Consider the following 13225-nt stretch of genomic DNA (forward strand, 5'->3'; position numbering starts at 1 on the left):
CATAGGGAGGGGTTAATCGTTGTTAAAGGTCGGAGAAATTATTAAAGGTCCTTTTTGGCCAGAGATTGTGGAGATCAAAAATTGTGAGCAAATTGATGATGACCTGTATTTGGTTGAATCAATCGGTAGGAGTACAAACAAGTATTTTGATAGATATTTGGAGCAGTATCAGTTGGAACAATTGGAAAAGATTCATCAGGAGGATTCTAACTTTAATCCAGATCGTCTGCAACATTACCTACAATATTATATTTTGAAAACAGACGAGAGATACTCTCAATCAAGAGCAAGAGGGAATAAGAAAATCATTCCTTTGCCGCATCAGATTGAAGCCGTGTATAGTCGGATGTTGCAATCACCTCAAGTGCGCTATTTGTTAGCAGATGATCCGGGAGCGGGTAAAACAATTATGTCTGGAATGCTCATTCGTGAACTGTTAGCAAGACAAAGTGCTGAACGGATACTTATCCTTGTTCCGCCATTAGTTTTAAAGCAATGGCAAGAAGAGTTAAAGGATAAGTTTGGAGAGGACTTTACGATTGTTACTCGCTCCCTTTTAAACAATTCTAATGAAATCAATCCGTTTGAAGCTTATGATAAAGTAATTTCTTCTGTATATTGGGCATCAAGAGAAGAAATTAAGTCGCTAATCTTAAAAACTCAATTTGATCTAGTCATTGTGGATGAGGCACATAAGATGGCGGCCTATACTCACGGTGTAAAAAAGAAAAAAATTCAGCGTACAAAGATGTATCAACTAGGCGAGGCCCTATTGCGACATACAGAACATTGTTTACTCCTCACCGCTACACCGCATAAAGGGGATAAGGAGAACTTTCGCCATTTAATGAGTTTGGTTGATCATGACATCTTTTCCCGTCTAAATAGTGGAGAATCCATGTATGAGAAAAGTAATCCTTTTGTGATTCGTCGTTTAAAAGAGTCGATGGTAAATTTCAATGGAACACCTCTCTTTCCTAAGCGTACCACCAAAACAATCTCATTTGAATTAAGTCTTGAAGAGCAGGAGCTTTACGAAGAAGTTACTGAATATGTTCGCGAACATTTTAACCGGGCAAAACAGAATAATAAACCCAATGTAGCATTTGCAATGATGATTCTTCAACGCAGGTTAAGTTCTTCATTAGATGCCATTTATCTTTCATTATTACGTCGAAAAGAAAGACTTGAGGCTGTTTTATATAATCAGCAACAATTTCAGCAAGTCGATAGTGAAGACTTTGAAGATTTATCTGAAGATGAACAAGAAGAATTGGAAATGCAGTTAGAAGGAGAAACCGAAACACTTAATTTAGAGGAATTGCAGCTCGAAATTGACGTACTGGGTCGCTTAGTTGAAAAAGCAAATTGGATCCGTCAGCAAGATGTAGAACGAAAATATATTGAATTAGAACAAACTCTTTTTGGAAAGAACGGACTGTTAGCAAAAGAAGAAAAGATATTAATTTTTACCGAATCAAAAGATACTTTGTATTACTTAGAAAAGAAATTACTAGCTCATGTACCAGAGATAGCAAAAATAGTAGGGAATTTTTCGATGGACCAGCGGCGCTCTGAAGTAGAAAAGTTTCGTAATGAATTACAAATTATGCTGGCTACTGATGCTGGTGGAGAATCAATCAACTTGCAGTTTTGTAATCAAATGATTAATTATGATATACCGTGGAATCCCAATCGACTCGAACAACGGATGGGCCGTATCCATCGTATAGGACAAAAAAATGAAGTATTCATCTTTAACTTAGTGGCATCCAATACACGTGAAGGAGATGTTTTGGTTCGTCTACTAGAGAAAATGGAACAAATGCGAAATGACTTAGGACAAGAGCTAGTATATGACTTTATTGGTGATGTATTAAAGGAACAAGGTGTCGATCTTTCAGATTTAATGGAACAGGCAATAAGTGGTAGGGAAAACTTAGATGAACTCATTGCACGTATGGAAAAAACACTCTCAGAAGAGCATAAAAGGCTATTAGAATTAGCCAAACAAGAGAGGATGGACGAGGAGAGCTTTGACCTTCCGGGAATGCGGAGAGCATACCAAGAGATTTCCATCAATAGTTTGCCATCAAGAGTGTATAGTGAATTTGTAGTAACACAGTTTGAAGAAACACGAATTCGTCTCCATCTTTCTTCTGATGAGACAATAGGAAGAATTGACCGTTTTCCAAAAAATATCCGAGAATTAGCAAAAAAACGCGGGATACCATTGAATTCGGATGAATCGATTCGCTTTACGTTAAGCACTCGAAAAGAAACGGAAGAAACACCTTTATTACAAAATGATCATCCGCTTTATAAACTGGCATTAGAATTGGCAAGCACTGAAGTTCAGCAAGTTGCCATTCCTGCTTGTCGTGTTAAAGCAAATGTAAATGAGCGAGTTACTGTTGAGTTAGATCAAGTAAGTATAGTAGATGGGACAGGAAGAGAGTTAGAACGTTCTCTTATGCTTTTAGGAAAACGGGAATCGGGTGAGTGGATTCAAATCGATCCATTCTGCTTATTTACTGAGCCATTTGAAGTAATAGACACAAATGGAATAGAAAAAGATACATCTTTCAAGAGAGAGGCTATTATGCAAGCACGTAGGCTTTTGCAAGGGGTCCAAATGAAGAGAGATGATTATGTTAATAAAAAGAGTGTGTATTTACGTAAATCTTTTGAGGAACAAATGACTACTCTTCAAAATCGCTTTTTTCAGTATGAGCAAAACAATTTCGATAATAAAAATAGTGCTTTAATTAATCAAACATATACACAAATTGAAGACCTAGAGGAACGAAGCCGTGAACGATTAGACGATATAGAAAGAGAGCGCAGCATACAATTACAACCAATTAAACGAATTGCCCAATTGGTCCTAGAACCTACTATACAGACAGGCAGAGTAATCCCAGAAGATGTATTTCAAAAAGTAAAAGAATATGAATACCAAAATGGAAGACTCAATATCCAAAAGAGAAATGCTTTTGGTCTTATTGATTTTACTAGTGAGGGCCAAAAGGAAGAAATACGGTTTATTATAGTAACAGAATCTTTGTCCAGCCTTTTAGAAGAGTTTCCTTACGATGATTATATCGGTATTGAACCTTTCGTTTATATTTACGTTGTAAAAAATGGGGAAATTCAAGAAGAAATACAGTTAGAGAAAACATATAAACTTTTATGACTCTTAGTAAAGTAACAGAAGCTCCTAGATCATTTCTAGGAGCTTTTTAAAATAATTAAAGATATTTTTTCCATAGCTCATTTGACTAGGTAGTGGTTTGGCAATTATCGTATTAAAACAGGATTGAGGTTACTTTAAAATAAGTTCAATTTCTCACGCTATCCTAGACCCTTGTAAAGTATATTTGTCGGCTAGGAAGGGTGTGGATAATAAAAGAAATCTCCTGAAATTGCAAGAAGTATAAAGCTTAAGGCATATGAAGTCGTTCATACCCTTAATTGGGTATATATAAGTATGCCCAATTGTAATTGTGAAACTGTTTAAAGAAGTGAGGGGGATTGTTGGATACCAATAATCGTATCTAATATTGAACCTGCTTTTTTTTGTAGGTATCGATATGGTTAAGAAATCAATAGTCTAAGGCATTAAGCTATCGTAACTATATTTTGATCTTTACTAAGGAATTGCTTATGAAAACAAAAGAAGTATTGACCGGTTAATCCAATAGTGACCATTAAAAGTAACGATTTAAAGAACTATGATTAAAAGAAAACTATATTTGCAAATACTTTGAACTTAGTATTACTGGATAATGGAATAATTTGTAGAGTAATCAATTCAGAATCGGAATTAATTTGGATAATAGTTAGATTAAATTCAGATTAATTTCTTTCTGAATACTATTAAAATGCATCATGATCATAGCTATAATGATTAAAAAATCAAAGGAGAACATGATGACATTATATGATTTAATTGAAGAATTAAACACTGGAAAGACTATTAGTGAAATAGCCGCTGAATTGGGAATTCGAGAACTTGATTTAGAGAGAAAGGTTAAAAATGCTGCTATAGTTTTTGAGGGAGACAAAAAAGTGTGGAAGTATCTTGGTAACGCAGCAGAAGAATCACTTTGTAGACCTGTCAAGAGTAAGATATATGCATTAGAAGTTGATAGGCCTTTTATTAACAATAAAGAAAAATATAAGAAACCGAAGCAGACCATCGATAAAGAAGATTATGAATACAGAATGTACAAAGAATATTTAAATATAGACCCTGAACTACTAACGGAGAAAAAGACATTCTTCTTATCAGAAGAAATCTACAAAACAATAAAACATGAAAGTAAAAAGAAATCGCTTAAAATTAATGTGTTATTAAATCTATTGCTCATAAAAGGGTTAGAGCATTATAAAATAGACTTTATAGATATTGAAAAAGAGGACAACACAAATAAAGAAAATGCTGACCGATAAATTCACAGTACAGCAAAAGTTATAAGTGAGGAAAAGGATTGGTTGGCATTTTATAGTTGTACCATAAAAAATATAATTCCGGTGATGTTTTTATCTGGAAAATAGGGCAAAGCATCACCGTTATACTCTTTATTTCTAATAACATCCTTCGCTACATGTTCTAGGAGTTACTTATCCTTTTTAAACCATTTATTCAATAGTTCCTGAAACAATACATTTCGTTTGATCATGATAGCATAGCCAAAAGCAAGCCCCACTATTGTTAAGGGAAAAACTTGTTGTCCAGTAATGATACTAGCAATAACTAAATAGGTTAATGCAACAGGCAGACATATGCCAAGTATATTTACATAAAGCATCAGTTTGTGGAAGTCCATTTTTAATATTCACCTTCCTAATATCAAATCCTATAACCTGTTATATTTTATTACTTTCGTTCCCATTTCCCTTTACAATCGGGACATTGCCATTTAATCACTCGGTCCATTTCCATACTTGATATTCCAATTTTTCGATCAAAATGAGTCGCCCCCCCGTAATGAGGTTGATTTTCTTCAGGTATTGGTTCACCTTGTAAGTTTGTGTTGCAGTAAGGGCAGTATTCTTTACTATCGTTTATTTTCGCCATATTTTCACCCAACCTAACTTGATTTTTCCTATAAGCATCCTATTCCTCCTATTAAGCGTGTTTAAAAAATTTACTTGCCTAATAAGCCAATTTAATTTTTTGGAGTTTTTTTATAACAATAACTTATCCTTATTATAAGTTTTGATAGGTGAGGGATATACCTTTAATCCTTAATAGACCTGTAAGGAGTCATAAAAAGTCGATTTAAAGACATGAATATTAAAATGAGAAGTATTAAAAAGGGTAAAAGTGTTGGATAAAATATTAGTGTAATCTGTTTTTTATACTTTTGCTCAAACAAAATTAAATACGTGATCTTTTGGGTCTAAGAACTACTGAAAAATCATCGATAGGTTGTGTGACGAAACAAATCGCAGCATTCTTATCGATGTTTTTATTTTATAAAAAACTATGGAGGGAAACCAATGAATCAAATGCTAACGTATTATGTAGTACTGAGAACAAAGGAGAAAGATGAACAATTCGCAGAGGTTGATGCTTTAACGCTAGATGAAGCAAGAGCAATTTTTGATATCCGGTTTAAAGCTGACAAGGAAGCAATGCAGGAAGGTGATGCCTTTTTCATCTTTGAAGCTGATAAAGCTTTAGAGTTTGATAAAAACAATCGGGTAGTCTTCCCGTCTGGTAAAATGGTGATTACTCATAAATTTTAATAAAGAAAAGGCTCCTGTTAGTAATTCTATCAGGAGCCTTTTCTTTAATCAAAATTCCAAAGGGTATCCCTTTTGAATTAAATACAGCTTTAATCTATGGTAATTAATGCTCGCTAATTTGGAGGCCTTTGATACAGAATTGTATTTTTGATAAAATTCTTCACCCTGTGACAATCTTAGCTTTTGAATAGCTAATTCTTCTTTTGAAAAGGGTCTACTTAGCCGTACGTTAATCCCGTTTAAGTTTAACCAGCTTGATATCATAGCACGTTCAAATTTTAATATAGTACTTATCTCTCTAATTGACTTCCCATTATTAAATAAATTTATAGCTTTATTTAATGTTGAGACCCTGTGTTCCTTTTGTTCACTTAGTTTCTTTTCAAATTTGATCCTAGCAGATAAGAAACTTTTATAGTGAGCATACTTTCGTGGAAGATAAATTGATGCATCTTGATAAATGAAGTCTAAGATCTTACTTGGGAAATTAGCCCCGGTATATCTCAAAGAATAGGCATTACCTTGTGGGTTCAACTTAACTTTCGGTAAGTCTAAAGTGTTTCTAATTTTCTCAACAAATTCTGTTGTAGATATTACACTCATTGAACAATATTTATACCCATGTTGTTTTAGTTTAGTAAAGCTAATCGTTCCATCTCCATCCCAATACCCCCGCAAAAAATGTCTAACTAAATTTTCTGGGACAATAGTTGATGAAGGGAATTTCAGTATTAATGATTTTCGAGGTAAACACCCTTGCTTTATTAAGTCTAGAACAAGCTTTTTACTATAAATTGAAAATCTATAGGCTCTATATATTTTATCTCCTAATTTCACTTCTTTAGGAACTATCGGGTGATCAGATTTCATAAATTCTCTGAATTTAATTAGATGATTTAAGTCCTCAGCTTTTAAACAAAGCTCTAAAACGTACCTGCAATCATTTGTTACATAAGCATCTGCATATAGCAGCCCTAGCCAGTATGCATTTTCTTCTGTATCGATATTTTCAAAGATATTCTCTGATATATTATATTTTCTATCTAAAAAAGACAGTTCATATCCTTTTTCCTTTAAATGATTTTTAAATTTATAGTAATTTACTTTAGTTTTTTTAACAGCAAAATGAAAGGAATGACCTTCTTTTATAAGCCGTTCGGCATACTCCATTTTGTTCTTTTGGTTAACTTTTTCTTCGATTGTTAATCCTCTTTTAGGTTTAACAGTATGTCCTCTTTCCACCTGCAGCCAATTAGAAAAACTTTTCTTATGTATCTTTAAATGCTTTGAAATTCTATTTATTGACATACCATCTATGAATAATTGTTCTCCTTCAAGGTACTTTTTGTGAATCTCTTCTTTGTTGTGATTTCCTGCAATAACTCTAACCTTATAACCTAGTTCTTCCTGCAAATATTTTGATACTTTCTTTCGGTTCAATCCTAATATTTCTCCTATTTTTGTGCAAGATTTTCCTTCTTTATATAACTGTTCTACTTGAGCATATTTGATGTCGACATCATATTTTACTTTCATTTTAAATAGCACCACCCATTAATATCATTTTTATAGATATTAATTATTGGAGCTATTATATTTTTTTATACTCAGGAATAGTTTAAATAGCAGATTTAAAATGTGGGCAGATAGTTGTTTGTTTACAATTATAGAAAAGTTACAGGTCAGTAGATACAAAATGAAAAATACAAATGCCCTTGCTTGCAAGGGCATTTGTATTTAACTGTTAAAGTTATTATTTGGATTCCCATCGGGATTAGAACGGTAATATCCGCCGCCTTCTTCTACGGCCAAATCTATTGAAGTATCTCCATCTCCATCTACCCAAATAACATTGCCATCTGATAGGGTACGAGTATGCGGCTCAACAAAGTGATATCCATTTGAGCTATTTATATCTGATACAGATTGTTTAATTAGATTATCTTCTGACGCATCTATTAAATCAAACGAATCGATTGCTTCCTCTAATAGACCTATACCAACAGCTCCAAATATCAGCATAATTAAATTTTTGTCGATTTTTGAATCATCTTTTGTAATTATACCTTCAGCTAAATTTACAATGCGTCTAACTGGTGCAGAAAGCATATTCCAAGAAAATTCACCAACCCGTCTTAAGAACGATTTCTTTTTTATTTCTTCTAACTCATCAATAGCATCTTCAATTTTATCTTGTTGTTCTTCTAAATGGTCAATAATCTTTTCATTATGAAGAACAAAGTTATCTAAATTATTTAATCTTATCGAATAAAGTTCAGGAAAATACTCTTTGATTTCAGTATCCCTTTTTATATTATCAATTGTATCTTCAGCTGAGTCGATATTGTCTTCGAAGTACTCAATTTGGCATTCAATGGTATATTTTACAAATAATAATTTACCTATCATTTGTAATGCTTGCTCGTGAACATTCAAGAAGTCACTTCTGTAGTACTTCATTTCCTCTGCTATGTCATTACTTTTTTTAAAGGGGGATTTTGGATAAAGCTTAAAGAATGATTTAAAACCAAAAAGATAATAATGGTATTTATCATCAAATCGTTTTAACACTTCTATCGCTTTTACACGTTTGCTTTCACTAAAGCGATTAGCGGGATAGTATTTTTCTAAATTACCATTGAAGAGAATTTGTCTCTTTTTATGTCCTGTATACATCCAATAAACGGCGATCATCACAAATGCTAGAATAATTAAGAAGATAATTTTTAGTACAATCATGTTTTTGTCCTTTCCAATTTATACCGATAATATTTTTAATTATAAAGCAAGTAGTCATTAAAGAATAGGTATAATGACTCAATTCAATACCTCCTCCCCCATAGGGGTGCCACAATTTTATAAAATATACAATACAATTTATTCATATGTAAGAATCTATAATTAGACATAACTTTGTCAACTATCCCCCCTAAAGTAATGGATACTTTAACAAATAAGGAATAAAAATAAAGAGCCTAAAATATGCAATTTTTAATACACCACTTGCATATTTTGGCTCTTTTTATAAATTCAAGAAAACTATTTTTATACTTTCTTAAATTACCAAATCCAATTTATTATCCCAATAAATAATCTGAAAATAAAAACTTTTTGTCTCCTATTAAAATATTGAATTTTCATAGGTAACATATTTGAAATTAAATTAGAAAGGAACAAGAAAATGAATGAAGGTTATGTAAAGCTTTACCGAAAGCTGACGAGTAATGCAGTTTGGCAAGATCCGTGGAAACTCCGTCTATGGCTCTTATGTTTGATGAAGGCTTCGTATAAAGAACGAGAAATAATGATTGATAACCAATTAGTGAACTTAGAGGCTGGACAATTTGTTACAGGCAGGGATTCTCTAGAAAATGAATTTAATCGTGATATGCAAAAAAAGTATCAGGTAAGTGGCAGGACTTTGTGGAGATGGTTGAAATTATTTGAATCTAATAATTATATTTCTATCCATTCAACAAACAAATTTAGCATTATTACAATTAATAAATGGAGTATGTACAACAAGATTGACCAGCAGTTGTCCGAAATCCGTCCAGAAGTTGACCAACGATTATCCACAAATAAAAAAGAAAAGAAATTAAAAAAAGGTAATAAGCCTTCTAAATCTTATAAAAATGAAGCTATTTTAGATGTATTAATCAAAAAAAGAAGTTTAGGAAGTGAAAAATAAATGACTGAACAAGAAGCTATTCTTATTTTTAAAGAGATTGTATCCGCTTATCAAAACTTTGATGTTACAGAGGATAAGTTTAATTACTGGATTGAGCATCTAATGAAAATGCCTTATGGTCCGGTGCTATATAAATTAAGGCAGCATGTTTATTCCAGCCAATATCCACCAACTTTAAGTCAAATTCAGGTTACCTGCAAACCCGAAAATACTTTCTTGAAAAAAATTGAAGAAAGGAAGAAACATTTAAATGTTACAGGCGACGAATCAAAATGAAGTAATTAATATAGAAGCTGAACAATCTGTTTTAGGAAGTATTCTGATGGAAGGGAACTTAGTAAAAGAAGTATTTCTAAAACCATTTGAATTTTATATGGAAAAGCATCAAATTATTTTTGAAACAATGATAGATTTAAATACCAAAAAGGATCCGGTTGATATTGTATCAATCATTTCAAACATGGATGACATATCAAGAGAAAGAATTGGAGGTGTGAGTTATTTAACGGAACTTGCTATATCAGTGCCGAGTCTTGTAACTTTTAAGTTTCACCAACAACTAGTGAGAAGAGCTTTTATGATCAGAAAATCTTTGAAATTATGTAATTTATTTGAAAAAAATCCCAGCGTTGATTTACTCCCCAAATTAATTAAAAACTTAAATGAATTAATTGTTGAAGAAAACAGTACAGACACTACTAATCAGGAAGTTATATCCGAAATCTATAATGAAATAGTCAATCCAAGATCTGGTCTTAGTGGCATAGATACTGGTTTTAAAGATTTTAATACAATGACTGATGGGCTCCAAAATGGAGACTTGATTATTTTAGCAGCACGCCCATCTGTGGGGAAGACAGCACTTGCGCTTAACTTTGCAATGAATGCTTGTAAAAATAATGTAAAGGTAATTTATTTCTCGCTTGAAATGCCTAAGAAACAATTAATTTATAGAATGGTAAGTTCATTAGCGAGAGTAGATTTAATGCTATTGCGTCAAGGTGGAGATTTATTAACCAAAGATGAACATGAACGCGCAGAACAAGCTTTAGGAATCATTGATAAATGGGATATGATTATTAATGACAATGACAATAAGTCTAGTCAATCAATATATGATATTAGTCTTAATATAAGGAGCCAACTTTGGAAAGAACCTAACAAGGATTGTCTTGTCATTATTGATTATCTCCAATTGATAAAAACCGATCTTACTATAAATAGACATGATTTGCGAATAGGAGAGATAACACGTGAACTTAAGCTTCTTGCAAAAGAGTTGAATATTCCCATCGTTTTATTAAGCCAGCTAAATCGTAATGTTGAAAATCGGATTGATAAACGACCATTTATGAGCGATTTAAAGGACTCAGGAAATATTGAACAAGATGCAGATGTCATCTTGTTACTACACCGAGATGATTATTATAATCGAAACAGTGACAGCAAGAATAAAATTGAGGTAAACGTTGCTAAACATAGGAATGGGCCAGTAGGTGCTATAGAGTTATCATTTCTTAAAGATACCGGGACGTTTTTAGATTTGGCAAAAAAGTAGACTTTTGGAAGAACCATATGCAATTTAAACGTTATAATAAATGGATTATGAAAAAGCCACTAAGAAAATCTTTGGTGGCTCTTATTTATGGAGCACAATAAGGTATATGGCTTTTAATAAATATTGAGGTACATATTATAACTATTAGTAGGATTTATGGTAAATTTTAGATAAGAGAGATTTATTTAAAATGTTTATCTATACATATTGGGTATTAATAAGGGGGTTATATTTATGGAAATACCATTAGAGGTTTTATCTGATGAAAAAGGTTATTATGATAGACAATGTCCCAATCAAGAATGCGAATATATTTTTAAAATTCACATGGAAGATTGGGTTGAAAAAGTTACTGATGAAAAGGTCTTTTGTCCAATGTGTGGACACACCGCCCCATCAGATGCATGGTTCACGGATGAACAATATAATGGAATACAAAAAATAGTCGAGAACTGTACATTGAGTTATTTCCAAGGTGAAATAAATAAGACTTTTAACAAATTCTCAAAATCTACGCGAAACAATCAATTTGTTAAAATCGCATATAAACCTACTAGAAAAATAACCTTTCAGAATAATCCAATAGGTCAACGTGAAGAATGGGAAATAGAAATTATATGTGAAATTTGTGGAACTCGGTCAAGTATTATTGGAAGCGCTTATTTCTGCCCCTGTTGTGGCAATAACGCAGCAGAGAAAATCTTTGATGAATCCTTAGATACTATTCAAAAAATGATTGAATCCAAGCAAGCTATGTTAACTATGTTCTCTGAATTGTATGGAAAGTACAAAGCTGAAACAATGTGTCGATCCATGTTTGAGGGCAGCTTAGGTGATATTGTTTCTGCTTTTCAAAAATATGCTGAAGCAAGATTCATGAAACTATCAACAAAGAAAGTTAGAGTGAACGATTTTCAAATAGTAGAGAAGGGAAGTACATTATTTAATGATTACTGTGGAAGTGGGTATGGGACATGGTTATCAAAAGAAGAGTTGAATTTCATGAATCTCATGTTTCAGAGAAGACATATTTTAGAACATAATAATGGGATAGTAGATGAGCGTTATATTAAACAATCCAATGATTTAAATTATAAAGTAGGTCAACGATTGGTTCTGAAAGAAAAAGAAGTTGTTACATTATTAAGAGTTATAAAAGAGTTGGGTGAAGGTTTAAAGGGGTTATCGAAATAGATTGCTTATTTTTCATTTGTTCACTAAGTTAATTTCTAGAATATAAATTAGCATATTCTAGGGGACACTAATATTGATATATAAGGAGAATCTCAAGATAATGTTGAAATCCATTTTTAGCTATATTCAAGACAAACAAGAAGAAGCTAATAAAAGATTTACTCAAAGAAAATTAAATGCATGGTATAACGCTGATCATATTTTTTCAGAAGAAGTTACTCCAGATACTGAACGTATCTTTGAAACACTAACTATTGATGAACCAATCAAATTAGTTTGCGATTATAACATGCCTCCATTCAATAGTTCCAAATATGATACAAATCCAGCAACGGTAGAAAGATTACGAGAGTATCTCAGTCAAGAGTTGGAACTGATAAAACTAATCTAAAACTTGGTTATTTACCATTAGTGAAAAATGTTGAATCAGACCTTGCTAGAGAAGGTTCGTACAAACATGCAATACATGATTTAATGAAAAAAAAATATAAAAGTATATGCTAAGCTGGAAAGAGTGGAAAGAAATGATAATCCTTTACAACCTCTTAGACCGAAACCGAATTTTCATTATCCAAAAAGTATATACGTAGTAGAACTGCATATCAATACAGACTTAGAGGAACTAAATAAAAAAGCAAATGAACGACTTGAGTACCTAGAAAAACAAAGAAAAGAACGTGAAAAGGAAGATGCAACTTTTAGGGCTGCTCCTAAAAATACTCACGTTTATGATAATGAGGATTATCTAGATTCTCGCAGTGTTTGGGATGGTTATGATGAAAATGGCGTGCCTTATGAAGATTATGAAAGAGACGAGCCTTATAATGATGATTTATTAAAAGATGATTTATATGATTTGAAAGAAGAGAAAAGTAAAGAGGAATTAAGTACTCAATGTGATTGGGATGATTACGATGAAGATGGTTTACCGTATGAAGACTATAGAAAATAACAACATAAATCTTTTAACCCTTGTACTCACCTTTATCTCTAATTGAGGTTGATATCATAGATTCTTTAATAAG

The 13225-nt window shown here is 32.3% G+C and carries 12 protein-coding genes; 9 read left to right on the forward strand and 3 right to left on the reverse strand.

Features of this window, described 5'->3' with window-relative positions:
• Window positions 1–19 precede the first annotated feature (19 nt).
• Window positions 20–3196 carry a DEAD/DEAH box helicase gene (locus tag J7I93_RS03720; protein WP_214723421.1) on the forward strand — a complete coding sequence of 1059 codons (3177 nt, stop codon included), beginning with the start codon at window positions 20–22 and terminating at the stop codon, window positions 3194–3196.
• Between the two features lie 734 nt (window positions 3197–3930).
• Complete coding sequence (locus J7I93_RS03725; RefSeq protein ID WP_251025716.1) at window positions 3931–4455, forward strand: hypothetical protein; 525 nt, start codon at window positions 3931–3933, stop codon at window positions 4453–4455.
• A 167-nt stretch (window positions 4456–4622) separates the two neighbouring features.
• On the opposite strand, the gene J7I93_RS03730 is transcribed toward J7I93_RS03725, so the two are convergent.
• Window positions 4623–4832, reverse strand: coding sequence for a hypothetical protein (locus J7I93_RS03730; RefSeq protein WP_214723423.1), 210 nt, complete (start codon window positions 4830–4832; stop codon window positions 4623–4625).
• A 676-nt stretch (window positions 4833–5508) separates the two neighbouring features.
• On the opposite strand from J7I93_RS03730, the gene J7I93_RS03735 reads away from it, so the two are divergent.
• A complete protein-coding gene (locus J7I93_RS03735) occupies window positions 5509–5757 on the forward strand; it encodes a hypothetical protein (protein WP_214723425.1) in 249 nt (82 codons plus the stop codon).
• Between the two features lie 48 nt (window positions 5758–5805).
• Here the strand turns inward: J7I93_RS03735 and J7I93_RS03740 are convergent, their stop codons facing one another.
• Together J7I93_RS03740 and J7I93_RS03745 are read right to left on the reverse strand one after the other, a co-directional pair.
• Window positions 5806–7293 (reverse strand): hypothetical protein, encoded by a 1488-nt coding sequence (locus J7I93_RS03740; protein WP_214723427.1) that lies wholly within the window; start codon window positions 7291–7293, stop codon window positions 5806–5808.
• A 201-nt stretch (window positions 7294–7494) separates the two neighbouring features.
• Window positions 7495–8496 carry a hypothetical protein gene (locus J7I93_RS03745; protein WP_214723429.1) on the reverse strand — a complete coding sequence of 334 codons (1002 nt, stop codon included), beginning with the start codon at window positions 8494–8496 and terminating at the stop codon, window positions 7495–7497.
• A 442-nt stretch (window positions 8497–8938) separates the two neighbouring features.
• Here J7I93_RS03745 and J7I93_RS03750 point away from each other — a divergent pair, with 442 nt between their 5' ends.
• From J7I93_RS03750 to J7I93_RS03775, 6 genes are all read left to right on the forward strand, one after another.
• Window positions 8939–9448: a hypothetical protein gene (locus J7I93_RS03750; RefSeq protein WP_214723431.1), complete on the forward strand. Its 510-nt coding sequence runs from the start codon at window positions 8939–8941 to the stop codon at window positions 9446–9448.
• A complete protein-coding gene (locus tag J7I93_RS03755; protein ID WP_214723433.1) occupies window positions 9449–9724 on the forward strand; it encodes a hypothetical protein in 276 nt (91 codons plus the stop codon).
• A complete protein-coding gene (locus J7I93_RS03760; RefSeq protein ID WP_214723435.1) occupies window positions 9699–11006 on the forward strand; it encodes a replicative DNA helicase in 1308 nt (435 codons plus the stop codon). The genes J7I93_RS03755 and J7I93_RS03760 overlap by 26 nt, the downstream gene beginning before the upstream one ends.
• Window positions 11007–11240: 234 nt before the next feature.
• A complete protein-coding gene (locus tag J7I93_RS03765) occupies window positions 11241–12200 on the forward strand; it encodes a hypothetical protein (protein WP_214723437.1) in 960 nt (319 codons plus the stop codon).
• Between the two features lie 100 nt (window positions 12201–12300).
• Window positions 12301–12591 (forward strand): hypothetical protein, encoded by a 291-nt coding sequence (locus J7I93_RS03770; protein ID WP_214723439.1) that lies wholly within the window; start codon window positions 12301–12303, stop codon window positions 12589–12591.
• A 123-nt stretch (window positions 12592–12714) separates the two neighbouring features.
• Window positions 12715–13152 (forward strand): hypothetical protein, encoded by a 438-nt coding sequence (locus J7I93_RS03775; protein WP_214723441.1) that lies wholly within the window; start codon window positions 12715–12717, stop codon window positions 13150–13152.
• Window positions 13153–13225: the final 73 nt, after the last annotated feature.

It is taken from the genome of Bacillus sp. ISL-47 (genome assembly GCF_018613175.1).
Lineage (GTDB): Bacteria > Bacillota > Bacilli > Bacillales > Cytobacillaceae > Cytobacillus.

Excerpts from the sequence above, each read along its gene's own strand:
- J7I93_RS03725 (WP_251025716.1), top strand. The coding sequence starts at position 3,931 with ATGATGACATTATATGATTTAATTGAAGAATTAAACACTGGAAAGACT.
- J7I93_RS03740 (WP_214723427.1), bottom strand. The coding sequence starts at position 7,293 with ATGAAAGTAAAATATGATGTCGACATCAAATATGCTCAAGTAGAACAG.
- J7I93_RS03750 (WP_214723431.1), top strand. The coding sequence starts at position 8,939 with ATGAATGAAGGTTATGTAAAGCTTTACCGAAAGCTGACGAGTAATGCA.
- J7I93_RS03745 (WP_214723429.1), bottom strand. The coding sequence starts at position 8,496 with ATGATTGTACTAAAAATTATCTTCTTAATTATTCTAGCATTTGTGATG.
- J7I93_RS03735 (WP_214723425.1), top strand. The coding sequence starts at position 5,509 with ATGAATCAAATGCTAACGTATTATGTAGTACTGAGAACAAAGGAGAAA.
- J7I93_RS03770 (WP_214723439.1), top strand. The coding sequence starts at position 12,301 with ATGTTGAAATCCATTTTTAGCTATATTCAAGACAAACAAGAAGAAGCT.
- J7I93_RS03755 (WP_214723433.1), top strand. The coding sequence starts at position 9,449 with ATGACTGAACAAGAAGCTATTCTTATTTTTAAAGAGATTGTATCCGCT.
- J7I93_RS03765 (WP_214723437.1), top strand. The coding sequence starts at position 11,241 with ATGGAAATACCATTAGAGGTTTTATCTGATGAAAAAGGTTATTATGAT.
- J7I93_RS03730 (WP_214723423.1), bottom strand. The coding sequence starts at position 4,832 with ATGGACTTCCACAAACTGATGCTTTATGTAAATATACTTGGCATATGT.
- J7I93_RS03760 (WP_214723435.1), top strand. The coding sequence starts at position 9,699 with ATGTTACAGGCGACGAATCAAAATGAAGTAATTAATATAGAAGCTGAA.